This window comes from Oligoflexus tunisiensis, assembly GCF_001748245.1.
Classification (GTDB): Bacteria; Bdellovibrionota_B; Oligoflexia; order Oligoflexales; family Oligoflexaceae; genus Oligoflexus; species Oligoflexus tunisiensis.
Genome location: NZ_BDFO01000001.1, coordinates 2316471 through 2343332 on the forward strand (window position 1 = coordinate 2316471; position 26862 = coordinate 2343332).

The 26862-nt window shown below is 56.0% G+C and carries 26 protein-coding genes; 20 read left to right on the forward strand and 6 right to left on the reverse strand.

Annotated elements, in window-relative coordinates:
* From OLTU_RS10070 to OLTU_RS10080, 3 genes are all read left to right on the forward strand, one after another.
* The coding region (locus tag OLTU_RS10070) for an ABC transporter permease (RefSeq protein WP_141736771.1) at window positions 1-378 on the forward strand (378 nt) is incomplete at its 5' end.
* Window positions 375-1337: an ABC transporter permease gene (locus OLTU_RS10075; RefSeq protein ID WP_141732630.1), complete on the forward strand. Its 963-nt coding sequence runs from the start codon at window positions 375-377 to the stop codon at window positions 1335-1337. The genes OLTU_RS10070 and OLTU_RS10075, both read left to right, overlap by 4 nt.
* Window positions 1309-2127: an ABC transporter ATP-binding protein gene (locus tag OLTU_RS10080; protein WP_141732631.1), complete on the forward strand. Its 819-nt coding sequence runs from the start codon at window positions 1309-1311 to the stop codon at window positions 2125-2127. Before OLTU_RS10075 ends, OLTU_RS10080 begins: the two co-directional genes overlap by 29 nt.
* Here OLTU_RS10080 and OLTU_RS10085 read toward each other — a convergent pair whose 3' ends face one another.
* Together OLTU_RS10085 and OLTU_RS10090 are read right to left on the reverse strand one after the other, a co-directional pair.
* Entirely contained in the window at window positions 2128-2970 is an 843-nt protein-coding gene (locus OLTU_RS10085; RefSeq protein ID WP_141732632.1) for a hypothetical protein, read from the reverse strand. It lies immediately after the preceding gene.
* A 44-nt stretch (window positions 2971-3014) separates the two neighbouring features.
* On the reverse strand, window positions 3015-4103 hold the full coding sequence (locus OLTU_RS10090; RefSeq protein WP_176736493.1) for an SGNH/GDSL hydrolase family protein: 1089 nt from the start codon (window positions 4101-4103) through the stop codon (window positions 3015-3017).
* Between the two features lie 234 nt (window positions 4104-4337).
* Between OLTU_RS10090 and OLTU_RS10095 the strand changes: the two genes are divergently transcribed.
* The 3 genes from OLTU_RS10095 to OLTU_RS10105 all read left to right on the forward strand — a co-directional run bounded on the left by OLTU_RS10095 (window position 4338) and on the right by OLTU_RS10105 (window position 8712).
* Window positions 4338-7154, forward strand: coding sequence for an Hpt domain-containing protein (locus OLTU_RS10095; protein ID WP_141732635.1), 2817 nt, complete (start codon window positions 4338-4340; stop codon window positions 7152-7154).
* A 200-nt stretch (window positions 7155-7354) separates the two neighbouring features.
* Window positions 7355-8224 carry a glycoside hydrolase family 6 protein gene (locus tag OLTU_RS10100; protein ID WP_176736494.1) on the forward strand — a complete coding sequence of 290 codons (870 nt, stop codon included), beginning with the start codon at window positions 7355-7357 and terminating at the stop codon, window positions 8222-8224.
* Entirely contained in the window at window positions 8221-8712 is a 492-nt protein-coding gene (locus tag OLTU_RS10105; RefSeq protein WP_176736495.1) for a DUF4112 domain-containing protein, read from the forward strand. The genes OLTU_RS10100 and OLTU_RS10105 overlap by 4 nt, the downstream gene beginning before the upstream one ends.
* Here OLTU_RS10105 and OLTU_RS10110 read toward each other — a convergent pair.
* The gene (locus OLTU_RS10110; protein ID WP_176736496.1) at window positions 8706-10841 is read right to left on the reverse strand and encodes a glycoside hydrolase family 48 protein; all 2136 of its coding nucleotides are present in this window, start codon (window positions 10839-10841) and stop codon (window positions 8706-8708) included. The genes OLTU_RS10105 and OLTU_RS10110 overlap by 7 nt on opposite strands.
* Window positions 10842-11354: 513 nt before the next feature.
* Between OLTU_RS10110 and OLTU_RS10115 the strand changes: the two genes are divergently transcribed.
* Genes OLTU_RS10115 through OLTU_RS10180 form a run of 14 tightly spaced genes read left to right on the forward strand, consistent with a single transcriptional unit; the run spans window position 11355 to window position 24866 of the window.
* Entirely contained in the window at window positions 11355-11741 is a 387-nt protein-coding gene (locus tag OLTU_RS10115; RefSeq protein ID WP_141732639.1) for an NADH-quinone oxidoreductase subunit A, read from the forward strand.
* Window positions 11742-11753: 12 nt separating this feature from the next.
* Window positions 11754-12335, forward strand: coding sequence for an NADH-quinone oxidoreductase subunit B (locus OLTU_RS10120; protein ID WP_141732640.1), 582 nt, complete (start codon window positions 11754-11756; stop codon window positions 12333-12335).
* Entirely contained in the window at window positions 12332-12898 is a 567-nt protein-coding gene (locus OLTU_RS10125; RefSeq protein ID WP_141732641.1) for an NADH-quinone oxidoreductase subunit C, read from the forward strand. Before OLTU_RS10120 ends, OLTU_RS10125 begins: the two co-directional genes overlap by 4 nt.
* Complete coding sequence (nuoD, locus tag OLTU_RS10130; protein ID WP_218109955.1) at window positions 12895-14145, forward strand: NADH dehydrogenase (quinone) subunit D; 1251 nt, start codon at window positions 12895-12897, stop codon at window positions 14143-14145. Before OLTU_RS10125 ends, nuoD begins: the two co-directional genes overlap by 4 nt.
* Window positions 14146-14172: 27 nt before the next feature.
* Window positions 14173-14658 carry an NADH-quinone oxidoreductase subunit NuoE gene (nuoE, locus tag OLTU_RS10135; RefSeq protein ID WP_141732642.1) on the forward strand — a complete coding sequence of 162 codons (486 nt, stop codon included), beginning with the start codon at window positions 14173-14175 and terminating at the stop codon, window positions 14656-14658.
* A complete protein-coding gene (gene nuoF / locus OLTU_RS10140) occupies window positions 14651-15976 on the forward strand; it encodes an NADH-quinone oxidoreductase subunit NuoF (RefSeq protein WP_141732643.1) in 1326 nt (441 codons plus the stop codon). The genes nuoE and nuoF overlap by 8 nt, the downstream gene beginning before the upstream one ends.
* A 12-nt stretch (window positions 15977-15988) precedes the next feature.
* Entirely contained in the window at window positions 15989-17485 is a 1497-nt protein-coding gene (locus tag OLTU_RS10145) for an NADH-quinone oxidoreductase subunit G (protein WP_141732644.1), read from the forward strand.
* On the forward strand, window positions 17472-18557 hold the full coding sequence (gene nuoH / locus OLTU_RS10150) for an NADH-quinone oxidoreductase subunit NuoH (protein ID WP_141732645.1): 1086 nt from the start codon (window positions 17472-17474) through the stop codon (window positions 18555-18557). Before OLTU_RS10145 ends, nuoH begins: the two co-directional genes overlap by 14 nt.
* Window position 18558: 1 nt before the next feature.
* Window positions 18559-19059: a NuoI/complex I 23 kDa subunit family protein gene (locus tag OLTU_RS10155; protein WP_141732646.1), complete on the forward strand. Its 501-nt coding sequence runs from the start codon at window positions 18559-18561 to the stop codon at window positions 19057-19059.
* Window positions 19052-19576 carry an NADH-quinone oxidoreductase subunit J family protein gene (locus tag OLTU_RS10160; protein WP_141732647.1) on the forward strand — a complete coding sequence of 175 codons (525 nt, stop codon included), beginning with the start codon at window positions 19052-19054 and terminating at the stop codon, window positions 19574-19576. The genes OLTU_RS10155 and OLTU_RS10160 overlap by 8 nt, the downstream gene beginning before the upstream one ends.
* Window positions 19576-19878: an NADH-quinone oxidoreductase subunit NuoK gene (gene nuoK, locus OLTU_RS10165; protein ID WP_141732648.1), complete on the forward strand. Its 303-nt coding sequence runs from the start codon at window positions 19576-19578 to the stop codon at window positions 19876-19878. Before OLTU_RS10160 ends, nuoK begins: the two co-directional genes overlap by 1 nt.
* Before the next feature lie 3 nt (window positions 19879-19881).
* Window positions 19882-21807, forward strand: coding sequence for an NADH-quinone oxidoreductase subunit L (gene nuoL / locus OLTU_RS10170; RefSeq protein WP_141732649.1), 1926 nt, complete (start codon window positions 19882-19884; stop codon window positions 21805-21807).
* Window positions 21804-23363 carry a complex I subunit 4 family protein gene (locus OLTU_RS10175; RefSeq protein ID WP_141732650.1) on the forward strand — a complete coding sequence of 520 codons (1560 nt, stop codon included), beginning with the start codon at window positions 21804-21806 and terminating at the stop codon, window positions 23361-23363. The genes nuoL and OLTU_RS10175 overlap by 4 nt, the downstream gene beginning before the upstream one ends.
* Window positions 23364-23384: 21 nt before the next feature.
* Entirely contained in the window at window positions 23385-24866 is a 1482-nt protein-coding gene (locus OLTU_RS10180; protein WP_141732651.1) for an NADH-quinone oxidoreductase subunit N, read from the forward strand.
* An 83-nt stretch (window positions 24867-24949) separates the two neighbouring features.
* On the opposite strand, the gene OLTU_RS31850 is transcribed toward OLTU_RS10180, so the two are convergent.
* The 3 genes from OLTU_RS31850 to OLTU_RS10185 all read right to left on the reverse strand — a co-directional run bounded on the left by OLTU_RS31850 (window position 24950) and on the right by OLTU_RS10185 (window position 26782).
* A complete protein-coding gene (locus tag OLTU_RS31850) occupies window positions 24950-25153 on the reverse strand; it encodes a hypothetical protein (protein WP_218109956.1) in 204 nt (67 codons plus the stop codon).
* Window positions 25154-25398: 245 nt separating this feature from the next.
* Complete coding sequence (locus OLTU_RS31855; protein WP_176736498.1) at window positions 25399-25536, reverse strand: hypothetical protein; 138 nt, start codon at window positions 25534-25536, stop codon at window positions 25399-25401.
* A gap of 163 nt (window positions 25537-25699) precedes the next feature.
* Entirely contained in the window at window positions 25700-26782 is a 1083-nt protein-coding gene (locus OLTU_RS10185) for a carboxypeptidase regulatory-like domain-containing protein (protein WP_218109957.1), read from the reverse strand.
* Window positions 26783-26862: the final 80 nt, after the last annotated feature.

Consider the following 26862-nt stretch of genomic DNA (forward strand, 5'->3'; position numbering starts at 1 on the left):
ACGATGGGCGGCTGGATTTTGAACATGCGCAATGCCATGATCAGCGTGCTGGGAACGGAGTACATCAGCCTGGCCCAAACCAAGGGACTGCCTCAGAAAGCGGTGCTCTATCGTTATGCGATGCGCAATGCCCTTTTACCGAATATCACGGGCCTTGGCATGGCCATCGGTTATGTTCTGGCCGGATCGATGCTGACGGAAATTGTCTTTTCGTATCCGGGGCAAGGTTATCTTCTGGTTCAGGCCGTTCGCAACCAGGACTTCCCCCTTATGCAGGGCCTCTTCTTTTGCATCACAGTCGCGGTTCTGCTGGCCAACTGGCTGGTGGACCTCGCCTATCTTTGGCTTGACCCCCGCACCCGAGGAGCACGGGCATGAAGGAATTTGCAAAATCTTTCCGGCAGACACCCCTCGCGCGCGCCTTGAGGGATCATCCCGAGTCGCGCATGGGCCTGCTGCTACTCGCACTTTTATTTTTGGGCTCATGGCTTCTGCTCGCTGTGATCGGTGATCCGACGGAATACACCGCGGAACCTCTGCTGCCCCCATCCTGGGCACATCCCATGGGAACCAATGGGCAGGGTCAGGAGGTCTGGCGTCAGACTGTGGCCGGGACGGCCGCGTCCCTGAGTCTGGCCTTGATCACGGGATTTGCCATGACCGCGCTGGGAGCTTTCATCGGTCTGATGGCGGGTTACGCCGGGGGGAGGATCGACCGCATCCTCTCCTTTTTCATCAATATCGTTCTCGTGATTCCGGGTCTGCCTCTGGCGTTTGTTCTGGCAGCGTTTTTACCGTCCGGGCCCTGGACTCTGCTGTTGGTCCTCACCATCACCGGCTGGGCCTGGACGGCCCGCGTCTTCCGTGGTCTGGCGCTCTCGATGCGCAACAAGGATTTTATTCTGGCCGCAGAAATGGTCGGGGAATCGCGGCTGCGCATTCTGAGCTTTGAAATTCTGCCGAATCTTCTCGCTTCGTTTGCCTCCAGTGTGATCGGTTCGGTGATTTATGCGATCGGCGCGCAGGTGGGTCTTGAATTTTTGGGCCTTGGGGATATGAATCGTATCAGCTGGGGCACCAACCTTTACTGGGCCAGCAATGATGCGGCCCTGCTCACCGGCTCGTGGTGGATCTTCGTGCCAACCGGCCTTGGCATTGCCCTGTCCTGCAGTGCGCTCACGCTCGTGTCCTATGCGGTGGATGCGGTAAACAATCCCGGTTTGCGGGCGGACACCATACTGCGGCGCCGTTTGCAGGATCCGTTCAAACGGGCCATCGGCATCACACCACTTGCCAGGGAGTTGCGTTATGCACGAAGCCAGGTTGCTGGAAATTAGAAATCTCAGTGTGGCCTTTGCGGATGCGGAGCAGGACATCCTCTGCCTGGATCGTATCAGCCTCGACATCAGGGCCGGGGAAATTCTGGGCCTCGTCGGCGAATCCGGCTGCGGAAAGTCCACGCTGTGCCGGGCCATCCTCCGCAGTCTCCGGGCGCCGGCGTATATCGCGGGCGGCCGCATTTTCTGGAAGGGCCGGGATCTTTTTCAACTGGATGAGGAAGGCCTGAACAAAGTGCGCTGGCGCGAGATCGCTCTGGTCGTCCAGAGTTCACTCGACGCTTTGAATCCTGTGATGCCGGTGGAACGCCAGCTGGTCGATGCGATGCGGGTGCATACCGACTGGACCCGGACGCAGGAGCTGACCCGTTGTCACGAACTTCTGGATTGGGTGGGACTGCCGCGGCGTGTGTTGAAATCCTATCCGTTTGAAATGTCGGGCGGCATGCGCCAGCGCGTGGTGATCGCCATGGCTCTGGCCCTGGAGCCGCAGCTTTTGATGATGGATGAACCGACCACCGCCTTGGATGTGGTGACGCAAGCGGAAATATTGGGACGGCTCAGGGATCTACAGGAAAAGCAGGGCTTTTCGGTGATTCTGGTTACCCATGATTTGCCGCTGGCTCTGGATTTTTGTGATAGTATAGCCGTGATGTCGGGCGGCCGCATTGTGGAGATGGAGACAGCGGGGGAGCTTGCAGAGAATCCTCTGCATCCCTATACGGTCAGGCTGCTGCAGGCGTTCCCGCGGCCTGATGCTGAGCGTCTCTCCGAAAACCCCTTGCGTTGATCACATCCGACAGTTGACGAGAGAAACAGTCAGCCAGGCCTTCACGAGCCGGCCCTTGTGTGGAAATTCCACCGGATACCATTGCTGGACATCCGTTCCACTGGACGCCTGAGCCGGGCCGGTGACTTGGATCGTCGTGGGATCCAGGATGGCAACGATGGGACTTTTGGAATCCGGCTTTTGCAGCGCGCGGGCATGCGCGGATTTCACCTGGCAGGTTTTGGGATATCCAGCCTCAGGTGTCGCATTTTCAATGTCGCCCATATCGGGATTGACGAGCGTCGCCGACATGCTCATGGCCGGAGGCGGCGGCGTGGGTTCAGGCGCGGGCGCCGGGAAGGACTTGCGTTCGGGAGCAGCGCTCGCATAGAACGCCTCCAGAATCTTGCGCTGATCGTCCTTGGAAAACATCGGTTGGCGATACAGAACATTTTTGAAGACCTCGGCCTGCTCAGCGGTCAGTCGCGCCATCGGCCGATCAAAGTTGATCCCATAGGCGCGTCCCTTGGCCTCCTGACAATGTGTAAAGGCCCTATCATAGTTGCCCTTCAATTCCGGATGGTCCTTGAACTCGCCATCGACTGCTCCGGTGAAACAGGCCCGCTGATCAGGTTTGAGCCAGCAGTAAAAGTGAGCTTGCAGATCACTCCACTGCCCACCCGAGGAACTTTTCAAACAGACGGAGAGCTTCGGAGGACTGGGATCACCACGCTGTTCCCGCAGTTCGCGCAAAGCCGCAAGCACCTGGCCAGGACCATATTCGGCGGCGGCAGCCGTCCTGCTCCGCGCCTGGACAGAAGGGACGACCAGCCAAAGGGAAAACAAAAGAGCAGGCACTCGCACGTCGAAAACCTCGTTCTAGGGAATGTGGATCTCTTTAGGATATATCACAATTCCATGCAACGGGCCAGGGCTTTGGTCTGATCATAACCGGCAACCTTGCCTGCCGCGCTGATATCAGCCAGGAACTGACTTGCATAGATGCACTGCATTTTACTGTTGGGATGCACGTAGTCCCAATACTTGAATCCGGAAGGATCCGTGCAGAATGCCTTCGCCCCATCGAAGCGACCTTGCAAACTGCCGACAAAACAGGGCGCATCAATGCGATTGAAGCCATAGTTCTTTGGATTTTCCGTCGTCTTCTGATTGATCTCATAAGCCTGGAAAATGGTGATGTTTACTTCCGGCATATCCTTGGTCAGTTCCTTCAGCATGGCACGGAGCGCTGTATTGTGCGCTGCCGTCGCCGCATAAAGCGTGGCATCGCTCGCCTTGGGAGGATCCTTGGGATTGCGATTGAGGCCGCCCAGTTCGGGCATGGTCCCGATAACGAAGTGCCGAAAGCCGATATCCTTGAGATCCTCGATGCCATCCTGAATATCGCTGATGGCCTCTTTCACCTGTCGGTCGAGGATTTCGCTCACAGGATTTTGATTGGCGTCCTGAGCCTTCACCGCGTTGCGAACATAATTCTGAGGCCCGATCCAGACCACGACCAGCGTGCTGGCAAAATCCATTTTCTTGAGTTCGCTTTTGTTATTGCTGATCTGCTGCAAAAGGGAAGGGATATCCGTTTCGCCCATCGTTCCGGTCTGCCGGGTCTCGGCAAGGCCCACTGCAAAATTATCGAGCGTCCAGTTGAGACCACCGCCCACATAATCCGGCCAGATGGGGCCATTGCTGAAGCGCGATTTGTAGTAGACGCGCGGAGGAACCGCGGCACCGTTCGTGAGCTTGTTCAGATGCCCCGGATCGGAGAGGGCATCGCCAAAGACCACGAGTTTGGTGATTTTGGCTTTGGCCGGATTCTGCACCTGACCGGCCAGCCACTTCTCCTGATTTGGTTTCACCAGATCGTTGACATGGGGACCCTTATCCTCATTGGCCGCAGAAGCCTTGTCCTGGCTGGTTGGGGCCGAGGTTGATTGACAGGCGCCAAGGGTCAAAAGAAGACATGCAAAGTATCGAAGCATCCGGGAACCTCCCTTATTTTCCATCGACTCAGTATAGACAAGTCCAGGACCTTCTGAAAGGCAACAACCATGAGCGGACGTGCGGTCCGGATTTTGGTCGCTTTCATAATTTGTGAACTTTTGTCCTGCCCCGGCTCTCCGCCGTTCGCTATCCGAACGAAAACGTCATTCATGATCCAAAGCTTTTGAGCCGAAAAACTCCTCAGGACCGATCTCAACAAGGATGACGTTTTGGTGCGAAGCACAAGAAAGCTGATTTTCGCCCTGCTCTCCTGCTTTTTGTGGGGCGGACTTCTCGTGGCCGAAAGCCGTGAGAATTGCTTTTCCTGCGACATCAAGGTGCGATCGCTCAAGCGTCCCCTGGATCTGCGAGGCCGCTGGCTCTTCACACGCGAAGACTTGCCACAAAATAAGGATCCGGAAACCGACACCAGTTCGTGGATCACGATCGACGCCCCGGGCACCTGGAACAACGCCTATGAGGATGGGGAAACGTTTGAAGTGGGCTGGTATCGCGGCAACTTTCGGTTCCATTCCCGGCTGATCGGGAAAAAAGCGGTTTTTTACGTGGATGCGTATATGAGCCGGCTGCAGATCTTCCTCGACGGCAAGGAGATCATGTCGCGGAAGGGCCGTCACACGCATGAGCAGTATCATTCCATTCAGCCGATTCCGGTGGTTTTCGAAATTACGGAAACCCGGCATGTCATCACCATGCGGGTGGACACGCGGCTCATGATGGGAGTTTATCAGCTGCCGTTCCAGCTGCGGCCGTATCGGGAATTTGACCCGGTGATCACGTTTTATCAGCTCTTTGCGGGTGAATTGCGCAATATCTCGGCCTATGTCCTTCTGGTGTTCGGTCTCTTCTTTCTGGCCGTTTATGCAAGAACGCGCTATGCGCTTTATCTCGCGGCCGGGCTTACGGGTATCGGCATTTTCCCCTTCTATGCCTTTCCTCATGACAACATGATCAAACTTGTGGACCCCGAAAAGCTCTGGATTCTGCACTATATTGGCATCAACTGCCTGGCCCTGGGACATGTGACCTATTCGCAATACTTTTGGAAGGCCACGCCCCGGATCAACCGCATCAATTTCATCGTGGTGGCCGCCCTCGCTGGCCTTCTCGTGGCCATGACGTTTAATTTCAATATGTTCATCTTCCAAATCGTTCGCAAGGTCACCTTCCTTTATAGCTTCTGGATGGCCATGCATCTGGTCTGGAACTGCTGGCATGCGTTCAGGGCCAACTCGCGGCTGTTTATCCTGCTGCTCGGGGAAGCGACCTTTTTTGTCTGCAGCGTGCATGATATTCTTCTGGCTCTTGGTTTGATCCACTCGACGAGCCTCATCTTCCTCGGCACGCTGATCTCCACCACCTCGATCCTTTACCTGACTGCCGTGATCTTTGCCGAAACCTATACCCAGAACCGTCAGCTCCTGATGCATGTCGGAGAGGTCAATCAGAATCTGGAAAGAACCGTGGCCGCGCGAACGCATGACCTTTATGAGAAAAAGCAGAATCTCAGCCTGATTCTGCAGAGCCTGCCTGAAGGCATCATGGCCTTCGATGCCAGCTTTCGCATACTGCCTGAGTATTCCCTGGCTCTGGAACGGATCCTGGAAACGGGGAATATCGAAGGCCGGGATATCTTTCAGCTGCTCTTCGCCCATTCGTCGGTCCCCATGGATGTTCAGGCCCAGATGCGCAGTGTGCTGGCCCTGAGCTTTGATGAGCCCGTTCTGAACTTTGACATCAACAGCGATCTTCTGGTGAAGGAATTCCAGGCTTCCATCCGCGGCTCCATCAAGGTGCTGGGCCTGACCTGGAGTGCGGTCATGGCCGAGAATAATCAAATCACCCGGGTGCTGCTCACCATCAGTGATGTCACACAGGTCAAGCGGCTCGAACGGGAATCGCAGCGGGCCAAGCTGCGCAGCAAAATCGTTGAAGCCGTGTTGAACGGTTCGGTCCCACGTATCCAGGATTTTGTGGTGGGCGCCCAGAATGCTCTTCGCCCCTATGTGGAGGCGATGAAGGTGGGACAGCTGACGGATGAGCAGATCACAGGTCTTTACCGCGAGGTGCATACCATCAAGGGCAACGCCCGCACCTTTGATTTGCAGGATCTGGCCGACAATGCCCATCAGGTGGAGAAGGAATTCGAGGAGTTGAAACGGCGTTCGGAAAACATGGAGAGCGAACAGATCGTGTTCATCCTGCAGGATCTTTTGGATACGCTTCATCATATTGAAAATGTCGAGACCGATGTGGTGGCCCGCTTGAGCCGTGCCGAGCAACAGACGGAGCATAATGTTCATCCCCGACTCTGGCGGATGTTTAAAAACCGCTGGGAACATCTGTCGCCTGAGCACGCCGCCCTGGAATTGCCGGAGCTGCAGCAGGATATTCAAATGATGAGCTATCGCCAGGCGCAGCCGTATTTTGCCGATCTCGTGCATGGCTTTGATGAAATCGCCGCGCAATTGAACAAGCCGGCACCCACCATTCACTTCGATATTCCGAATGAACTTTTCATGGATGCCGCGCTCGCCAAGGCGGTGAATGATATCCTCGTGCATATGATCCGCAATAGCCTCGATCATGGGATTGAAACTCCGGAGCTGCGGCGCCAGGCGAACAAGCCTGAGCGCGGTCAGGTGACCATCACCTTCCGTCCCCAGGGACGTGGATTCATTCTGGATTACGTGGATGATGGCTGTGGACTGAATCTGGAAAAAATTCGCAACCGCGCGATGCAGCTTGGTCTCCGGGAAGCTCTGGCCCAGGATCCCGAACAGCTTGTGCAGAGTATCTTCATGCATGGCTTCAGCACAGCGGAAGATGTGTCCGAAGTCTCGGGGCGTGGGGTCGGCATGGAAGTTGTTGCCAGGGAACTACGCACCTGGAAAGCACGCCTGCGTTGGAATCAGATGGCCCAGGCGTATACGGAAGCGCAGCTGTTGCCATTCGACATCAGTATTCTCTTTCCCTCGGGATCCGTTGTTGCCAGCGGCTCCGGCCATGAAGTACGGATCGCTCTCTAAGAGGCGACAGTTCACTCCAGCCCTTGACTTTTCGCGGCGAACTCGCGATTTTGATCTCCGCACTCGTAATGTCAAACCAAAGGATAAACATAATGAATGGCATGAAACTGTTGTGCGGCAGCGCTGTCGCAATTGGTCTGCTTTGGGCCTGTGGGGAACGATCCGGAGACTCTTCACACTCTGCGCCTGTATCCCAACACATGTTAGCAGCTCCCAGTCATGAACTTTGGGTCGATCCGGAATCGGCGGCCGCGAATGATGCCCGCACGTTGCGCGAGTCCGATCCGGAGGCGTACCGGCGGATTCAATACATCGCCGATCAACCGATGGCCCACTGGCTCGGTGGGTGGAGCGGGGATGTGGAACAAACCGTGCGGCGTCTCGCGGGTCAGGCCACTGGAAAAATTTTAACGCTCGTTCTTTACAACATTCCTCATCGCGACTGTGGATCCCATTCCGCGGGTGGGACACTGGCGAGTGAATATCGGCAGTGGGTGGAATCCATCGTCAGCGGTTTGGGTTCCCAAAAGGCTCTGCTGATTGTGGAACCGGACGCCGTAGCTCAGCTGGATTGTCTTGCGCCCGCGGGTCAGTCGGAACGTTTGACTCTGCTCCAGGATGCTGTGAAAATTTTGAAAAAAGCGCCGGGTGCACGGGTTTATTTGGATGCGGGCCATCCTGCCTGGCATCCGGCGGATGTGATGGCGGAACGCCTTTTGCAAGCAGGAGCGATGGCGGCTGATGGATTTGCTTTGAATGTTTCCAATTTTCAGACGCTTGAGTCCAATATAAGTTACGGCAGGACCATCCGGTCACGGCTGACCGGAAAAACCTTTGTGATTGATACCAGTCGCAATGGACGAGGTCCGGATCCAGAGGGGGTCTGGTGCAATCCAAGGTCACGGGCCCTGGGCCGGACACCTACATTGCAAACCGACACCGAGGGCGTGGACGCCTTTCTTTGGGTGAAACGTCCCGGTGAATCAGATGGCTCATGCAACGGTGGGCCGGGAGCAGGACAATGGTGGCGCGAAATAGCCTTGGACATGGCACAAGGAGCTGGAATTTGAACACAAGGAACCCCCAGTCGCGGGAAAGTCAGGAAGCTTTGATTCGGCGTCTCGCCTGGCTGCTCGACAGCTCGATTCGGATTCCAGGCACGCAATTCAAGATTGGGCTGGATGCCGTCATTGGTTTGATTCCCTGGGCCGGTGATGTCATCGGTTCCGCGCTGTCCATGGGGATCATCGGACTGGCTTTCCAAATGGGGGCCTCGCGCTGGACGCTGGTGCGGATGGGCTTTAATGTTCTCGTGGAAATGGTGGTCGGAGCGATTCCCGTGTTCGGCGATCTTTTCGATGCCTTTTATAAATCCAACGAACGCAATGTGCGCCTGCTCGAACGGAACCTGAGGCAACCGCGAGCGGCGCGCAAGGATTTCTGGTTCGTCAGCCTCATTGGGCTGGTTTTGATCGCAGCCCTGGGACTTTCCATTTATGGCACCTACCGGCTGACACTCTGGATTTTCCAGAGCATCAGCCAGTGGAATGCTTACTGACCTTCGAAGAGACGATCAAACTCCGCATAAGCCATCGCCGCTTCCACCTGAGCCCAGAAGCGGTGATAGTGAAACACCGGCGCCGGACCACCGGCCCGGTAGTTTTCCACCCGGGCAAAGTCCGGATCCTCACGATAACGCGAGCGCAGGCTGATGAAGGTCGCGCTGCTATTGATGAGACTGCCATCCGGCATTTTTCCCTGAAAACCGGATGGAACATAAACCGGATCAAAGAAGCGATGATAATCCTTCCGCACTTCCGGGACGGAGAGGCCTTTCGCGTCCTCATGCTTCCAGATGCGTTCCATCAGTTCCCGGGCCAGATCCCGCGCAGCGTGATCCACCTGCCCTTGATGGCGGGCGCGACCGGCAGCATGAAACATCAGGGTTTTGGCCAAAGCGGAGGCAATGCCGAGATCCTGCGTATGATCCATGACCTTCACACTCAATTGGGACTTCGGCTGGCCACTCCAGACCAGGGTTGCCGGAATTTCATAACCACCGTCCGGCAAAAGACGCGTGACGCTCATCACCCAGGGGACCCAGCGATTCAGCAACGCTTCCGCCCGGGCATCACCGGTCAGCGCATAAAGTTCCGCGACCCTTTGCATCGACCAGGCCTGCCAGCCAAACCAGGAGTTGGAACCAGGATCCAGATAAACGGGATCCTTTTCATAGGCCATGCCGTGAAAGGTGGACACACCAGCCGGATGTTCGGCATAGGCTCCCGCCCAGCTGTTGGTGGCGCCACCGGCGATGGCCCCTTCCTCGGACTGCAGCCACTGATAAAATTCCAGCTGACGATCCAGGCTCTGCGCCCAATCCTGCTGTCCCCCCTGCGAGCGCGGAATGAATTCCGGATCCTCGCTTAAGATATAAGCGGCCAAAGGATTCTGATAACCAAAATGCGCGGAACTGCTGCCGATGCGCCATGACCAGCGCGCAGCGCTATCGTCCGGATGGGAACCACCCCATGAATAATACCAACCCAGAAGATAGTGGGCGCTTTCATAGTGTTTGCCGCCAGGACAGGTGAGCTGGTGGCAGCCGATCGGTTTAAAGTATTTATCGAACATTGCGTAGCGCAGGTAATCGCCCATGCGCGAGGCTTTGGCCGTCAGGTCCTCAATGGCCGCCGCCTGGCCCTGCTCCCTGGCCACATTGCGGGCAAACCAGGTGGCCTGCACCAGACGCGCATCGGCATCCGGAGCATTGGTATAACGCCATTGCCGCTTGTAACCGGATCCATCTTGAATGAAGAGGCTTAAGTAACCCTGGTTGGGGGCACCGAAGCGGAACTCTTCAATGGAAGGATGCGGAATCGTCTCCCACACGGATTCCTGCGGCCCGCGCTGAAAGGTATTGATCCAGACGGGTTCATTCGACTTCCCAGAGTCGTCCTTCCCAAAGCCATACCAGTTACTGGTATCAAGGAGCCAATGCATCCCGTAGATCGCACCATCGCCATAGGTGCGCTTCAGATCCTCCGCCAGCGGATCCTGGCCGACGCTGACCTGGGCCTCCAGGGGAGAAGGGTAGGCCTGGGGTGTGCTGTTCTCCCGTGCGAAAGTGGCAGGAGACTGGGGATTGTAGGATTGGATTGAGGGCTGGTAGGGCGGCACCGCATAGGAATCGATGCGATCATAAACATAACGAAGAGGGGCAAAGTCACCCGTGTAATGGGCATACATCGCTTCGAGCCAGGCCCAGTAACTGAACGTCTCGCTCGTTGTGACATGACCATGATCGGGAGCCTCCACGATCAGAGTTTCCACAGCGTGATAAGGCAAATTGTAAGAACTGAAGTAACCGTTCCGCGGGTCGTGCAGTTTCCACCAGAGCGTGAAGAATTTATCCTGCCACGGGTTACCGCTGGGTACGCTTATTTCGCGGCCCTGAGCGGTGACAATTTTCAAGCCGGCCTCGGTCGCAAAGACCTTCGGCATGCTGGCATGAGCCCCAGGCCATTGCCCGGCCGAAACTTGAACCGCAACACCACCCGTGCCGGCCTCCGCTTCAACCCGCGTCCCAGCCGCAGGAAACGCCGGAGTCGCAAGCATGAGAGTGAAAGACAGGACGGCCCATCCTCGGCCAGCGGGTCCGGACAGCAAACGCTTGTGTCCCTTCATATGGCACCTCCATGTGAAATTGGTCCCACGCATGCGTGAGATCTGACTGTTGTTTTGTACCTTCTGCTTCTTTGTAAATATCTATAACAAAGTGCGGCGGGAGTCGATTCGGGAATTTCATAGAGCAGAAGCGACGTGTTGCATCCAATCGATTGCTGATAGAAGATGCGTGGGTAGTTTTTGCGTGAAGACAACTGGAGGCCGCTTGGGAAACGCTTGTTGCCCACCGTGGTCCCAGGTTCCAGGCTCACTCAATACCGACTCTCGCTGCGACCTTTCTGGGTTTGGCCCCCATAAATCCTAAAGTCATGCGCGAAAACTTGAGTGAACATGTGTCACAATAGAAGGGTTTATCGACGAGCTCCTATATCTTTTTGGCTAGTCCAAGCGATCACGTGACGCGACGGACCATGAAAAGCCAGATCCATGAGGGGTTTCGTTGACAAGTCAAGGAATCTATGGTTGTTTTCCGACCTCATTTAGGCTTCATCTGTGCGAAAGGAATGGCCGCGCATGTGGGTTGATCCAGACTCCTACCACTATCTGCCGATTTTGATCCTAATGACTATCGGTGCCATCATTGGTATCGTCCTCATCGCCGCCAACCACTTCCTCGGGGCCCGTATCCGTGAAAAGGTAAAGCAGCATTACGACGTATACGAGTGTGGCGTGCCACCGGTCGGCAACGCACGACAGCAATTCTCTGTTCGCTACTATGTCGTCGGCATAGTATTCCTCTTGTTCGATGTTGAAGTCGTCTTCATGTATCCATGGGCGATCGTCTATAAGAAATTCCTGTCCCAGGGATCCTTTATCCTGCTGCAGATGATCACATTTTTTGTGATTCTCCTTGCAGGTTATTTTTATTTGCTGGGCCGTCGCGGCCTGGATTGGGACTAAAGGAGGCTTGTTATGGCTAAGGATGGAAGCGCCAGCGTTATTCCAACGACACTGGATTTCGCCGTCAAATGGGCCCAAAAGAACTCACTCTGGCCGATGCCTTTCGGGACATCGTGCTGTGGTATTGAAATGATGTCCGCCCTGTCGGGAACCTACGATATTTCGCGCTTCGGCTCGGAAGTCGTGCGCTTTGCCCCACGGCAGGCTGATCTTTTGCTTGTGGCCGGAACCATCACCAACAAGATGGGCCCTGTCATCCGTCAGATCTATGACCAAATGCTCGAGCCCAAATGGGTCATCGCGATGGGCGCCTGCTCGTCGTCGGGCGGAATTTTTGATACGTACTCCGTTTTGCAAGGCATCGATGAAATCATGCCGGTTGATATCTATGTCCCTGGCTGCCCGCCGATTCCGGAAGGCCTGATTTACGCCATCCTCCGTTTGCAGGATGTCGTGGAAAAAGGCGCCCCGCGTCCGCGCATGCATCGGCTGACCCGTGAGGAGGCCGTGAATGCGATGAGCTATCGCAAGGTGATATCCGATCAGCTCATTGCGGGTTCGCAGGAAACGAAAGAGGTAGGTGAACCGAAATGAGTGACCCCGTTCCCCTTATTCGCGAAAGACAGGACAAAATGCACGCTCATCTCGAAGCCGCCTACAAGGAGTTTCGACTTGAGCGTGATCGCATTCAGGAGACTGTTTTGTGGCTGAACAAGCCCGAGCAGCTCCCAAAACTCGCCAAGGACCTTCGGGACGACAAGGAACTCCTCTTCGATCGCCTCTCCGACCTGACCGCTTACGACAACGTGGATCAGAAGGATGGTCAGAAGCGTTTTGTGGGTGTTTATCAGCTTTATTCCATGAAATATCACATCCGTCTGCGCCTCAAGGTGCTGGTCGCCGAGAATGAATCCCTGCCGACTCTGACGGGTATCTGGCGTGCCGCCAACTGGCTGGAACGCGAAGTTTATGACCTCTTTGGCATTCGGTACGAAGGTCACCCGGATCTTCGTCGCATCATGATGGACGAACGATTCCAGGGCCATCCTTTGCGCAAGGAATACGAGCTTAAGGATCGTCAGCCGTTCAGCGACTCGCTGCCGGCCCGCATTGCTCCCCGTGCTGCCACCGAACGCCTGAAGGACAGTGCACCATGACTCAATCCAATGTGAAGAATATGTCAACCGCGCAGCTGCGGGAACAATTGGTCAAGGAACGGCAGAGCCTGGCGGATTTTTACAATCCGAACGTGCTCGTGAACATCGGTCCCTCCCATCCGGCCATGCACGGAACGCTCCGCGCCATGTGTCGCGTGAACGGTGAAGTGATCGAGGACGCCACCTGCGAGATCGGTTATCTCCACCGCGCGATCGAAAAACTGGCGGAAAATCGCACGTATCATCAGTGGATCGTGTATACGGACCGCCTCAACTATTGTTCGGCTCTGGCCAACAACATCGCTTATGTGATGGCGGTCGAGGACCTGCTCGGCATCACCGTCACCGAGCGCTGCCAATGGATTCGCGTGATCTGTATGGAACTCGCGCGGATCATCGACCACATCATCTGTGTGGCCATCAACGCCCTCGACATGGGAGCCTTGACCTGCTTCTGGTACTTGTACCACTGGCGGGAGGAAGCCTACACGATGATCGAAGGCATGTGCGGGATGCGTCTGACCACATCCTATGCCCGGATCGGCGGGATGATGTACGACCTGCCGGACAACTTCGCCAGCGAGATGGCGAAATTCGTCGTCGGCCTGCCGCGCACCCTGGAAGACGTGGAGAAGCTTCTGACCACCAACCGTATCTGGGTCGATCGGACCAAGGATGTGGGAACCCTGACGGCGGAAGAAGCCATTAACTTCGGCGTGACCGGTCCCTGCCTGCGCGCCTCGGGCGTGGATTTCGACCTGCGTCGGGACCGTCCTTACTACACCTATTCGGAACTCGATTTCGATGTGGTGATTGGCCAGAACGGTGATGTCTATGACCGTTATCTGGTGCGTATGGAAGAGATGCGGCAGAGCATCCGCATTCTGCAGCAGTGCATGCAGAAGCTGCCCAAAGGCCCTCTGTGGGTCGAGGATCGGCGCGTGCGCATCCCCGAGAAAAAAGACGTTTATGAAAAGATGGAAGTCTTGATCCATCACTTCAAAATATTCATGGAAGGCATCGATGTGCCGCCGGGTGAGGCCTACAATTGTATCGAGTCACCGAACGGCGAACTCGGCTTTTACATCGTGAGTCGCGGTGGTCCCAAGGCCTGGCGTATCAAAATCAAGTCACCATCGCTTTTGCACTTCCAAACCTTTGAGCATTCGGTCAAAGGGGCCAAGATCCCGGATGCGATTTCGGTGCTCGGCAGTTTGAACATCATCGCCGGCGAACTCGACCGTTGAGATTGGCTGTACAGGAGCTTTCCCGTTATGATTATCGATCAACATATCAGTCAGCGCATCGACGAACTGCGACCGCAGTTTCCAACCGAGCAAGCCCTGCTGTTGCCGCTTCTGCATGAAATTCAGGCAAAGGAAGGGTGGATCTCGAAGGAAGCCATCAAGGAAGCCGCCGGCTTTCTGCACCTGCCCGTAGCCCGGGTCGAGGAAGTGGTCTCGTTCTATACCATGTACAACCGCCAACCCGTCGGCAAGCAGCACGTTCAGATCTGCACCAACATCGCCTGCTATCTGCGCGGCGCCGACCACCTTCTGCAGTGCCTTGAAAAACGACTCGGCATTCATGAGGGCGAGACGACTCCGGATGGTCGTTACACGCTGACTGCTGTGGAATGCCTGGCCGCCTGCGGCACGGCTCCCGTGGTTCAGGTGAATAATGACTATCATGAAAATCTGGACGAGAGATCGCTGAACCAGCTGATGGATCGTTTGGATAAGGAGCTGCTCGATGGCTGAACTCTTGCTCACCAAACACAACGGAGCCAAGGATTCCCATACCCTGGCCTTCTATAAGTCGGTTGGCGGCTATGCGGCCCTCGACCATGCCCTGACCATGACACCGGATGCTGTGATCGACGAGGTGAAGAAATCCAACCTCCGCGGTCGCGGCGGTGCCGGCTTTCCCACCGGGATGAAGTGGTCATTCATGCCGAAGAATCCGGTGGACGCTCAGGGGAATCCCAAACCCAAGTACCTTGTCTGCAATGCGGACGAAGGCGAACCTGGAACTTTTAAAGACCGTCTGCTTTTGACTCAGCATCCCCATATGCTGATCGAAGGCATGATCATCGCGGCGCATGCGATCGGCGCGAGTCAGGGTTACATCTATATTCGTGGTGAATTCTATCACGAGACGCAGATCGTCAAAGCGGCGATCAAGGAAGCGCGTGCGGCCGGCCTTTTGGGCAAAAACGTGAAAGGCCGCCACTGGAACTTTGACATTGAAGTCTATCGTGGTGCCGGAGCTTATATCTGCGGCGAGGAAACGGCGCTTTTGAGCAGCCTCGAAGGCCGTCGCGGGGAACCCCGTTTGAAACCACCCTTTCCCGCTCAGGTCGGCGCCTTTGGAATGCCGTCCTGTGTGAACAACGTGGAAACCTTCTGTGCGGTGCCCACGATTATTAAGGACGGCGCGGCGAAATTCGCAGCGATCGGCACCGAGCGTTCCGGTGGAACGCGCCTTTTCTGTGTGTCCGGTCATGTGGAAAAACCCGGCGTCTATGAACTTCCTATTCATATGAACCTCAAGGATCTCATTGCCCACTGCGGCGGTGTCCGCGGCGGACGCAGCGTCAAGGCCGTGATTCCCGGTGGAGCCTCGGCTCCGATGCTGCGCGGGGATGAGATCGATGTCGCGATGGACTTTGACAGTCTGGCCAAGGCAGGAACCATGGCCGGATCCGGCGGTGTGATCGTCATCGATGATCAGACCTGTATTGTTGAGGCCGCTGCCCGTCTTTTGAAATTTTACGAGCACGAATCCTGCGGTCAGTGCAGTCAATGCCGCGAGGGCAGCCACTGGCTGGCCCGCATGTTCAACCGTATTGAAGCGGGGCAGGGAACAGCTGCGGACCTCGATAAAATCGCGCTTATTTGCGGAAATATGGCGGGTCAAACCATCTGTGCTTTCGCCGATGCGGTGACCGGTCCTGCCCTGTCGACAATTCGCAAGTTCCGTGCGGAGTTTGAAGAGCATGTGCGTCTGGGGCGCTGTCCATCCAAGCCAGAGCATTACGTCCGTCCGCACGACCACCACGCCAGCGCCCGGCTTTGATTGGAGTCAGGAATGAGTACGACTGAAACCCCTAAGCCCAAAGTTACGATCGATGGGCAGGCCATAGAATTCCAGCCCGGTGATACCATCATGCGGGCGGCTGAACGCGCGCATATCGATCAGGGCATTCCCCGTTTTTGTTATCACCCCGGCCTGCCGGTCGCGGGTACCTGTCGCATGTGTACCGTGGAAGTGGAAAAGGCCCCGAAACTGATGACGGCCTGTTCCACGCCCGCAGCGGATGGCATGGTCGTCCACACGCAGTCGGAGAAGGTTCGCAAGAGCCGCGCCGGCGTGATGGAATTCCTTCTGACCAACCACCCGCTGGATTGCCCCGTCTGTGACCAGGCGGGTGAATGTTCTTTGCAGGAATACAACTACGAATATGGTCCCGGAACGAGCGAGTTCCGTGAGGAAAAGCGGGTCTTTGTCGAAGCCCAGACCAAGCCTCTGTCGGACCGTCTGACCCTCAACATGAACCGCTGCATCCACTGCGAGCGCTGCGTGCGCTACACGGAGGATGTGACGAAGACCAATGAACTTCTGATGAACAGCCGCGGCTGGCGCAAGGAATTGACCACCGCGCTGGAAGAGGGGATGTTCAACGAGTATCAGGGCAATATCGCCGATATCTGCCCGGTCGGTGCGATCACCTTCAACGACTTCCGCTTTCAAAAGCGCGTCTGGTTTTTGAAGGAAAAAACCGGGATCTGTGACGGCTGTGCGAAAGGCTGTTCGATCTATGCTGATCAGGAAAAAAACGTCATCTATCGGTATCGGGCCCGGCACAATGAAGCCGTGAACGGTCACTGGATCTGTGATGAGGGGCGCGTCTCGTTCCACACCTATCAGCACCGGGAACGCATACTGCATCCCATGCTGCGGGCGCAGGGACAGCTCGTCGCCACCAACTGGGAAACCCTGGTGTCCTGGCTTCTGCCGCTTCTGGCCAGCGCGAAACGCACGCTGCTCGTCATCGGCACCGATGCCACGAGTGAAGAGGCGGCCACGCTGATGCAGATTCTGCCCGGCTTTACCCAGGGTGAGGTAGTGCCGCGTTTCCACAATGGAACGAACGGGGTGCGGACGTCGACCGACGATGAGCCGATCGATCACCTCCTCCGTCGCAAGGATAAAACGCCGAATACCAAAGGCATGGAGCTTTTGGGTCTGCATCCGCTGACGGAGCAGGACCAGGGCTTTGATGTGGCCATTTATTTCCGCTCGGGTCGCGCGGCGATACCGGCACAAAAACTGGGCCAGGTGGAAATCGCCTGGGGTGTCTTCACAAGTCCTGAAGTGGAACGCTTTGCAGCGGTCATGCCCGGCCTGGGCTCCGTGGAAAAAGCCGGAACCTTCATCCAGTGTGATGGTGTCACGCAAAGCTTTGAAGCGGTTGTTCAGGCTCATGGTGCCAGTGCTTCGGTCAAAAAAATTCTGGATGGGATGCGCTTGAAAGCCAACGCACCTGTCCTGGCCGCGCGTGAGGTAGCCCGTGACTCTGTTTGATAGCATCGCTCTGTCTCTGAAGCTGATCTTTGTGCTGGGTGTGACCCTGAATGCTGTACCGGTCATGGTCTGGTTCGAACGTCGTGGTTCGGCCTGGATTCAGGGACGGATCGGCCCCAACCGGGTGGGTCCCTTTGGACTTCTGCAGCCGGTGGCGGACGTGCTCAAGTTCGTCTTCAAGGAGGACTTTGTTCCGGCTCAGGCCTCCAAGTTCCTCTATCACCTGGCACCGGCCATCGCGGCCGTTGCGCCTCTGGCAGCCTTTGCCGCGATTCCCTTTGGCAGCTACATGATCATTGGGGGGCGGGAAGTGCCTCTGCAGATCGCGCAGCTGGATATGGGCGTCCTTGCGGTGCTGGCCTTTGCCGGCCTGGAAGTCTATCCGCTTATGCTGGCCGGTTGGGCTTCGAACAACAAGTATGCGATCTTCGGCGCGCTTCGCGGCAGCAGTCAGATGGTCAGCTATGAAATCGGTATGGGTCTGTCGCTCGTTTCGATGCTGCTGATCTATGGCACGCTTGATCTGAATGCGATGGTTCAATACCAGGAACACTACTGGTTCGGCGTGATCCCGCGCTGGGGCATGTTCATGAACCCGATCGCCTTTATTATTTTCCTGATTGCGATTTTCGCAGAAACCAACCGCCTGCCCTTCGACCTGCCGGAAGGCGATTCGGAGCTGGTGGCCGGTTATCACGTGGAATACGGCGCGACAAAATTCGCCATGTTCTTCTTCGCTGAATATGTGGCGATGATCATGGCGGCCTCGCTCTTTGTGACTCTTTTCGCCGGCGGCTATGCACTGCTGCCCGGTTTGGGGCTCCTGTCGAACGGTGTCGCCGGCCTTTTCGGTTTGGGCACTGTTGGAACACAAAACCTGATCGCGATCCTTCAGGCACTCGGCTTCATCTTCAAGGTGGGCTGCGTGATGTTCTTCTTTGTCTGGGTCCGATGGACTTTGCCCCGCTTCCGATTCGATCAGCTGATGAATCTGGGATGGAAGATTCTCTTCCCCATCGCCCTGGCCAACCTGCTTTTCATCGCGATCGTCATTGCATTGGTAGGGGTGTGATATGGCAACCAAAGTTGTTACACGCAAGGAAGGCTACTGGGATAAGTTTTATCTCCCGGCCCTGGCGGTTGGTCTGAAAGTGACCATTAAACAGTTTTATAAGACCCTGTTCAAAGGTCAGGCCACGACCATTCAGTATCCGGAAGTGAAACGCAACTACTCGCAGCGTTTCCGCGGCATGCATTTTATTTCGGTCGATGAAAACAAGACCGAGAACTGCACGGCCTGTTATCTCTGTCAGACCGTTTGTCCTGCGGAATGCATCACCATCATCGCGGAGGAACGGGACCCTGAAGAGAACGTTTATGGGGTGCGCAAAGAAAAGAAACCCAAGAGCTTCGATATCGATGCTCTGCGTTGCTGCTTCTGCGGCATGTGCGAGGAAGCCTGTCCCAAGGATGCGATCAAGCTGTCCCGTAACTACGAACTGGCCACCACGAGCCGGGCAGAAGCCTTCTATGATCTCGATCATTTGAAAAGGGAGGTCAAAGGCCGTGGTTAATCCTGTGATCCTGGTCCTCGCCGTTATCATCATGCTGCTGAGCCTCGGCATGATCTTCGCCAAAAATCCCATCAGCAGCGCGATCTCGCTGGTGGGCTTGATGGTCGCGCTGGGCGGTATTTACGCTCTCATCGGAGCTCATTTCGTGGCCGCCCTGCAGATCATCGTCTATGCGGGTGCGGTGATGGTCCTCTTCGTTTTCTCCATCATGCTCCTGAACATGGAAGAGGAAAAAGGAGAGGTTGATTTTGCCTCCTGGAAAACCTATGCCGCCCTGGGCGTGAGCCTGGGCCTCGTCGGATTTCTGGCCGTCGCATTTTTCAACTGGTCACAGGAAACCGGACTCCCGACCCCGGACATTTACTCCGTGCAGAAGATTAAAGAGATAGGCGGCAACGTCGTGGCGGTGTCCGGCCTGCTCTTTTCGCAGGCCTATTTTCAATTCGAACTGATCTCGTTGCTGCTCCTGGTCGCCATTGCCGGTGCCCTGGTTCTGGCCAAAAGAAAGGTGGACTGATGGATACCGGTGTTCTTCTGCACATTCTATCGGCCTGGCTATTCTGTATGGGGCTTTTGGCCATCTGTATTCGTCGCAACACTCTGGTTATGCTCATGGGGATCGAGCTCATGCTGAACGGCGTGAACCTGTCCTTTGTGGCGTTTGCCCATGAGCTGCAGCAGCTCGTCGGCCAGCTGCAGGTGTTCTTTATTATCACCGTCGCAGCCGCGGAATCGGCTGTGGGCTTGTCCATTCTGGTCAACGTCTACCGGAATTTCGGTAGTATCAAGACCGACCGTACCCAGACCTTGCGAGGCTGACCCATGAGCGAACTTGTTCCTTCCAACCTGCCTTTGTGGATACTCCTGCTGCCGCTCTGTGGTTTTGTCTTCAATGGTGTGATTTATCCTTTGCTGACCCGCGGTGTTTCGAAAACGAACAACACGATCTCCGGTCTGGTGGCCACGCTCGCGATGCTGGCCAGCTTCTTTTTCGCCTTCAGCGCCTTCCGTGAATTGGCCGCTGTTCCTGGCGCCCTGCATACGACTGTGTATCAGTGGGTGGCGATGAGCGATTTCTCGGTGGGATTGAATCTCCATCTGGATCGACTCAGTGCGATCATGGCGCTTATCATCACCGGCATCGGCAGTCTGATTCATCTCTATAGTATCGGCTACATGTCGCATGAAAAAGGCGCCGCGCGCTTCTTTGCGTATTTGAACCTGTTCTGCTTTGCGATGCTGATCCTGGTGCTCAGCGATAACCTGCTCTTTGTCTTTTTCGGATGGGAAGGCGTGGGCCTTTGCTCCTATCTGCTGATTAGTTACTGGTATGGCGAGTCCGCCAACGCCGATGCCGCCCGGAAAGCCTTCCTCGTGAACCGGATCGGTGATTTTGGTTTCGTGATCGCCATGTGCATGCTCTATGCGAAATTCGGCACGCTGACCTTTACGGAGCTTCTGGAGCAAATATCACCCACGCAAGCCGGTTTCCTGACTGGTGTCGCGGTGCTGCTCTTCTTCGCGGCGACGGGCAAGTCCGCTCAGTTTCCTCTCTATGTCTGGCTGCCCGATGCAATGGCGGGTCCCACCCCGGTTTCGGCGCTAATTCACGCCGCAACCATGGTCACCGCAGGGGTTTACCTGTTCGCACGGATGCATTTCCTCTTTGAACTGACCCCGGCTGTGATGACCACGGTGGCCTGGATCGGGGCCTTCACGGCCTTGATCGGTGGCACCATCGCTCTCGCTCAGAATGATATCAAAAAGGTGCTGGCTTACTCCACCGTTTCGCAGCTGGGCTTCATGTTCCTGGCCACGGGCGTTGGCGCTTATCATGCCGCTGTTTTCCATCTGATGACTCATGCCTTCTTTAAGGCGCTGCTCTTCCTCGGAGCGGGATCGGTGATCCACGCCTGTGATGGGGAGCAGGACATGCGGAAAATGGGAGGGCTGCGCAAGGCTCTGCCTATCACGCATGCGACCATGCTGATCGGCAGTCTCGCCATCATGGGGATTCCGCTGTTCAGTGGCTTTTTCAGCAAGGATGAAATTCTCTTCATGGCGGAAGCGATGCCGCGCGGCAGCATGGGCCTCTTTACGGCCGGTGCCGTTGCCGCGTTCCTGACCGCTGTTTATACCTTCCGCTTGATGCACATGACCTTCTGGGGTCAGGCGCGCAGTGGTATTCATGGCCATGAGTCGCCCTGGGTGATGACGGTGCCGCTTATCATTCTCGCCGTTCTCGCGACCTTTGGAGGTTTCCTGGGAGTCCCGCATGAACTGGCCCATACCCTGGGACTGCCGTCGCACCTGATCGGGGAATGGCTGTCGCCTGTCGTACCCGCCGCGGCTGTGGATCTGCATGCCGCGCCAATGAGCGAAGGCTTCGTGTCGATTCTCGCCATCGCCTTGAGTGTGCTCGGTATCACGGTCGGCCTGGTGCTCTTCAAAAGAACGTTCACGCTGCCGATTCCTTCCCTCGGGAAACTCCTGGAGGGCAAGTATTACGTCGATGAACTTTATAACGCCGTTTTTGTGCGTCCTCTCTATTGGATCGGCGATCTGATCGCCCGCACTTTGGAAGGACGTCTGATGCAGAACCTTGGCAACTGGATGGGCGTGGGCTCGTCGTGGTCCGGTGATCGTCTGCGGGCTCTGCAGGGCGGAGATCTTCAGGTCTTTGCTCTGATACTCCTGGCCGGACTTTCGCTCATCGTGGCAATCTCTCTCTTCTGGACGAACGTATGAACCAGCTCCTCTCTTGGATGATTTTTCTTCCGGCTGTCGGTGCCGGTCTTATTCTTCTTTTGCCGCAGGCCAGGCTCGCGAGGCCGCTCGGGGTGCTGATCAGCGCCGTGGTGGCTGCGATGGGTTTGATGCTCTGGTTCAACTTTGATACCCAGGCGCTGGGTCCTCAATTTGGGATCAAGCAGCCCTGGCTGCCGGACCTCGGCATCTCGTTCGATGTGGCCCTGGATGGTTTGAACCTGCCGCTGGTGGTCTTCACCGCGCTGCTCACACCCCTGGCCTTTTTGGGAACCTGGTCGCTGCCGGCGGATGCGACCAACAGCATGCAGAAGCGCATGACGGCTCTGGTGCTTTTGATGGAATGCGGGGCGCTCGGCACGTTCCTGAGTCAGGACCTTTTCCTGTTCTATGTGTTCTGGGAAGTGATTCTGATCCCGGCCTATCTTTTGATCGGTATGTACGGTGGCGCGGATCGCGTGAAGACCACGCTGCAATTTTTCATCTATACCTTTGCCGGTTCGCTTCTGATGCTGGTCGGCATCGCCTGGATGATCTATGCGCAAAAGTCCACGACGGGTGTATTCAGTGCCTCCATCGCGGATCTGCAGAACCTGCGTTTTGCCTTTGATCCCGCCTCGGGCTGGGGTGGACTTCTGTCCGCTCAAGGTCTGCTGTTTGCAGCCTTTGCCGCCGCCTTCTTTGTAAAATCGCCTTTGGTTCCCTTCCACGCCTGGCTGCCTTCGACCTATACGCAGGCGCCCACGCTGGTGACGATCTATCTCGCCGCTGTGCTCTCGAAGATGGGAACCTACGGTATTCTGAAAATTCTTCTGCCCCTCTTCCCGGAAGCTGCGCGCGCCTTTGGTCCCACTCTGATGTGGCTCGCCGCGATCGGCATCGTTTATGGAGCCCTGCTGGCCATTGCCCAGAAGAATCTGAAAACGGCCATCGCCTACTCTTCGCTCTCGCACGTGAGTTACATCCTGCTCGGGCTTTTCTCGCTGACGCCGTCGGGCATGAACGGTGCGCTTTTGCAGATGGTCAACCACGGGATTGCCATTACCGGACTGTTCCTGCTGGTCGGGCACTTGGAAAAAAGTCGTGGCAGTCTTGAACTGTCCGCCTTTGGTGGTCTGGCGAAAACCACGCCGGTGCTGGCCACCTCGTTTATGATGATGGTGCTTTCGTCGGTGGCTCTGCCGGGAACCAACGGCTTTGTCGGTGAATTCATGGTGCTGGTGTCGAGCTTCCGCGTGGAAAGTGGAGCCACAATCCTGGCGGCCACCGGCATGGTGCTCGGCGCCGTGTATATGCTGAACCTTTATCAAAGGACCATGTTTGGGGCCACGGAGGGCAACACCGCGGCTGTGAGCTGGTCGGATCTGAGCGTCAAGGAAATCGTTGTGATGGCCGTCCTGAGTACCGCTGTCGTCGGGATTGGTGTGGCGCCACAGGGATATCTGGATCGTTCCAAACTGGCTATCGAGGCGACTGTGAAACACATCAGTCCCGAACCCACGCAACCCGATCAATCGGGTCGTGTTTCCACCTTCTGATGTTGAGCAAGAGGAGTCCTTGTGTCGTTCGAAGAACTATTTCCCATTCAAATCTTAGCGGCCGAGCAATGGCAGGCTTTGATGCCTTTGCTGCTCATGAGCCTCAGCTCGGTCCTGGCTCTTCTTTTTTCGCCCTGGCATAATCGGGGACGTCTGGCCTCGTTTACCACGCTGGTATCCGGTTCGGTGCTCGCTCTTTTGAGCCTGAGTTTCTCGGTACCCGACGCGCCGGTGTCCATCATGGGTGGGGTCCTGGTTATCGACCGGCTGAGTCAGGTCTTCTCCGCTCTGGCGGTTGCTGCGGGTCTGGCGGGTGCGTTCATGACCCTGGGCTATGATCGGCGTGAAAACCTGGTATCCGAGGTTTATGCCCTGATCGCCTTTTCGGTGGTCGGGATGATGATCCTTGTCAGCACCCGGGATTTGCTGATGCTCTTCATCGGTCTTGAATTGATGTCGCTCGCCGTTTACGTCCTGGTCAGCATGCGCCGTCAGGCGGCAACGGCTGCCGAAGCGGGTTTGAAATACTTTCTGCTCGGCGGCGTCGCCAGTGCGATTCTCCTTTATGGAGTGACCCTGCTCTACGGCAGTACCGGCAGTTTGAAATTTGATGTGATCGGTGAAGGCTTGAATCGACTCTGGCAAAACGAGTTGCCCATGCTGCCGGTCGTCGGTCTTGTGATGGTCGGCATCGGCTTTCTCTTTAAAGTGGGTGCCGTGCCCTTTCATGTCTGGATTCCCGATGTCTATACAGGAGCCTCAACTCCTGTCACCGGCTTCATGATCTCCGGGGTCAAAGCCACTGCGATCGGCGCGCTTTTGCGCTTCAGTGCGGATGTCTTTGCGCTGCCCGGGCTCCTGGCTGTGGGCGGCAGCTTCTACTGGATTCTGTGGGCGATCATTGCCGTGACTTTGATCTTTGGAGCCCTGGTGGGTCTAAGGCAAACGAGTCTCAAACGCATGCTCGCGTATTCGACCATTGTGCACACCGGGTATGTTCTGCTCGGCTTTTTGGCTTTGATCATGGGGCAAACGGAAGGTGCGTCCGATGCCATCGTATCCTATACGCTCTTTTATGTGGTCATGAACCTCGGTGGTTTCGCTGTCCTCACGCTGCTCAGTCCTGAAGATAGTGATGAACCCAGTCTGCAGGATCTGGCTGGTCTTGGACAGCGGCGTCCCTATCTGGCTTTTGCGTTGAGTCTTTTCCTTCTCAGCATGGCCGGCATTCCGCCCACGGCGGGTTTCTTTGGCAAGTATTATCTCTTCATGAGTGCGCTGTCAGCGGGTGAACTCGGTCTCACCGTTCTTGCGGTGGTGGGCAGCGTGATTTCCGCGGCCTTCTATCTGCGCCCTCTGGTTTACATGTACATGCGTCCCGGTGAGCAAGGGATCACGGCCGAACACCGCTGGGCGGGAAGCTCCGCGGTGGTGGGACTCGCGGCCGTCCTCACCGTGTTCATGGGCCTGGTGCCGTCCTGGTTTTCCGGACTTATGAAGTAAATACGATTCAGACAAAAAAAGGCCTGGCTCTTCGCGGAGCCAGGCTTTGTTTTTTTCTCGGTGTTTTCTCCCTGAGTTTTACCTCAGGAGATGACGTCCTTCAGGGGAGCATAAGGAAGTATAAGTTGAAGGGCCTTGGGCAGAACCCACCCGATTGCGACCAGAACTCCAAACGGCATAAAAAGTACCGCGAGTCCTGTCACCAGCACCGCTGCGCGAATACGCTTCGACTTGATCATGGCGATTATTCCGCTCACGAAAAGTGCTAACAGGCAAAGTTCAAGCATAATGGTCCTCTGGTGGTTCCCTTGTGTATTGACCGTCGTCCAGACCCGTTATCGGCATTTCTTGGAAAAACTTGAGCGAATGACAAAAAAATCCATGATATGGACAGGATGCCCAAGCGTATTGGCCACTTGGACAGTTTTGTTCAGGTGGAAAAACGAAGAAAGGCCAGGGAGCATAAAAAAAGCTTCGATCCCGAGGGATCGAAGCCGTTTCTCTAAGAAAATAGCCAAAGCACGGAAAGACCTTAGATCGCGTCTTTCGCGAGTAGTTTTATGGCTTTACCAAGGCCGACCAGCACACCAAAGGGCAGAAACATCACAAGCATACCGGCAAATACGATAGGACGGGCCAGACGATGCATGATGCTCACGGGTCGACGCATATTGTTCCCTCTAGCGATGTTTGTCTTGCGAACCTCTTAACAAACGTATCGGATATTTGGGGAATAACTTGAAAAGAGGGCGATTATACGTGGAAATTCCGTGGGTTGCGAAGGCCGGTTTTTCGGAGGTTTGAGAAAGGGGGCAGCCGGAGGCTGCCGCGCCTCAGTTGGTTCGGTTCCATATCTCGATCATGGTTCCGCCGCCCAGGCTGGTGCTATCCACATCCATTACAATTTGATCATTGGTATAGCTCGTGATGAATGAGGAGTAATAGGACGTGAACTTGCCAACAATCGCCCCATCTCCCATGAGGATCAGTTTGCTGAAATTCGCGAAACTGTCCGCGGCGGCCATGGTCCGCAGAAGACAGGATCCTCCGGTGGTGACACTGATCTGAGTCAGGGATGTGACCACGATGGTTCCAGTGACCGGATTCTCCGGCGTGGTGCCGTTTGCAATATCAGTATAGGAGCAGGTCACCTGCCAGGTGCCCGGGAGCACGGCAGCCAGAGGGAGAGGATTGCGTTCATTGGAAGCGACGGTGATGGTGCCCAGCTCGGATGTTTTACCGGCTGTGACACTGACGCTGACGTCCTTGATGTAATAGCCCTTGGTGACGCGAATATTGTAAGTCCCGGCCGGCACGAAGAGGAGGCTAAAGGTCCCATCATCGCCGGTGCGCACGAAAAAGGATTTGCCGGGAATAAAGATATCCGCACCCGCCAGGGTAACATTCGCATCGGCAAAGGCGAGCGTTCCGGTGATGGCGGTGACCTCTTTCAGGGTGGACTGTCCCGTCTCCAGCTTGCTCTCGGCGGTCAGCAGATCCTCGGATAAGTCGAGCTTGCGACGCACACCCAGAGCCCGACCGGTCCCATCATCGGGAACCTTCACCTGCAGGGTATATTGAAAATCATCAGCCGTGGCCGCATCACCGGATTCCGCCAGCCCGGTTTCCGTGGAAAAGCTGGAGTCGATAATCAGCGCACCGGCTGCCACATCCACCGCGAAATTCCCGGACGTATCCGTGGTGCCCTGTGCGACCACCACTCCATCATTCCGGAGCAGCTCCACCTCCTTGTTCTGCAGAACAGCGGTATTGGAGGGATCCTCGCCATTGGCCACGCTGCCCGAGATAATCAGCGACTGCGTGGGAATCAAGGCGACTTCGTCTTCCGGAGCTATCGTATTGTGAATCACCTGCTCGGTGGTATCGCCCTTGCAGCCCTGCATAATTATAAACATGACAGATAAAGCGACCAGTTTCCTTATCATTGCTACCTCGTCTGGATAAGCCTATTGGTTAATCCAAGTTTAGGAGGTCT

Bases quoted from the DNA above. Each gene is read 5' to 3' on its own strand.
- OLTU_RS10075 (WP_141732630.1), top strand. From the start codon at position 375: ATGAAGGAATTTGCAAAATCTTTCCGGCAGACACCCCTCGCGCGCGCC.
- OLTU_RS10080 (WP_141732631.1), top strand. From the start codon at position 1,309: ATGCACGAAGCCAGGTTGCTGGAAATTAGAAATCTCAGTGTGGCCTTT.
- OLTU_RS10090 (WP_176736493.1), bottom strand. From the start codon at position 4,103: ATGCTTCGATACTTTGCATGTCTTCTTTTGACCCTTGGCGCCTGTCAA.
- OLTU_RS10100 (WP_176736494.1), top strand. From the start codon at position 7,355: ATGTTAGCAGCTCCCAGTCATGAACTTTGGGTCGATCCGGAATCGGCG.
- OLTU_RS10110 (WP_176736496.1), bottom strand. From the start codon at position 10,841: ATGAAGGGACACAAGCGTTTGCTGTCCGGACCCGCTGGCCGAGGATGG.
- OLTU_RS10115 (WP_141732639.1), top strand. From the start codon at position 11,355: ATGTGGGTTGATCCAGACTCCTACCACTATCTGCCGATTTTGATCCTA.
- OLTU_RS10120 (WP_141732640.1), top strand. From the start codon at position 11,754: ATGGCTAAGGATGGAAGCGCCAGCGTTATTCCAACGACACTGGATTTC.
- OLTU_RS10125 (WP_141732641.1), top strand. From the start codon at position 12,332: ATGAGTGACCCCGTTCCCCTTATTCGCGAAAGACAGGACAAAATGCAC.
- nuoD (WP_218109955.1), top strand. From the start codon at position 12,895: ATGACTCAATCCAATGTGAAGAATATGTCAACCGCGCAGCTGCGGGAA.
- nuoE (WP_141732642.1), top strand. From the start codon at position 14,173: ATGATTATCGATCAACATATCAGTCAGCGCATCGACGAACTGCGACCG.
- nuoF (WP_141732643.1), top strand. From the start codon at position 14,651: ATGGCTGAACTCTTGCTCACCAAACACAACGGAGCCAAGGATTCCCAT.
- OLTU_RS10145 (WP_141732644.1), top strand. From the start codon at position 15,989: ATGAGTACGACTGAAACCCCTAAGCCCAAAGTTACGATCGATGGGCAG.
- OLTU_RS10155 (WP_141732646.1), top strand. From the start codon at position 18,559: ATGGCAACCAAAGTTGTTACACGCAAGGAAGGCTACTGGGATAAGTTT.
- nuoK (WP_141732648.1), top strand. From the start codon at position 19,576: ATGGATACCGGTGTTCTTCTGCACATTCTATCGGCCTGGCTATTCTGT.
- nuoL (WP_141732649.1), top strand. From the start codon at position 19,882: ATGAGCGAACTTGTTCCTTCCAACCTGCCTTTGTGGATACTCCTGCTG.
- OLTU_RS10175 (WP_141732650.1), top strand. From the start codon at position 21,804: ATGAACCAGCTCCTCTCTTGGATGATTTTTCTTCCGGCTGTCGGTGCC.
- OLTU_RS31850 (WP_218109956.1), bottom strand. From the start codon at position 25,153: ATGCTTGAACTTTGCCTGTTAGCACTTTTCGTGAGCGGAATAATCGCC.
- OLTU_RS31855 (WP_176736498.1), bottom strand. From the start codon at position 25,536: ATGCGTCGACCCGTGAGCATCATGCATCGTCTGGCCCGTCCTATCGTA.
- OLTU_RS10185 (WP_218109957.1), bottom strand. From the start codon at position 26,782: ATGTTTATAATTATGCAGGGCTGCAAGGGCGATACCACCGAGCAGGTG.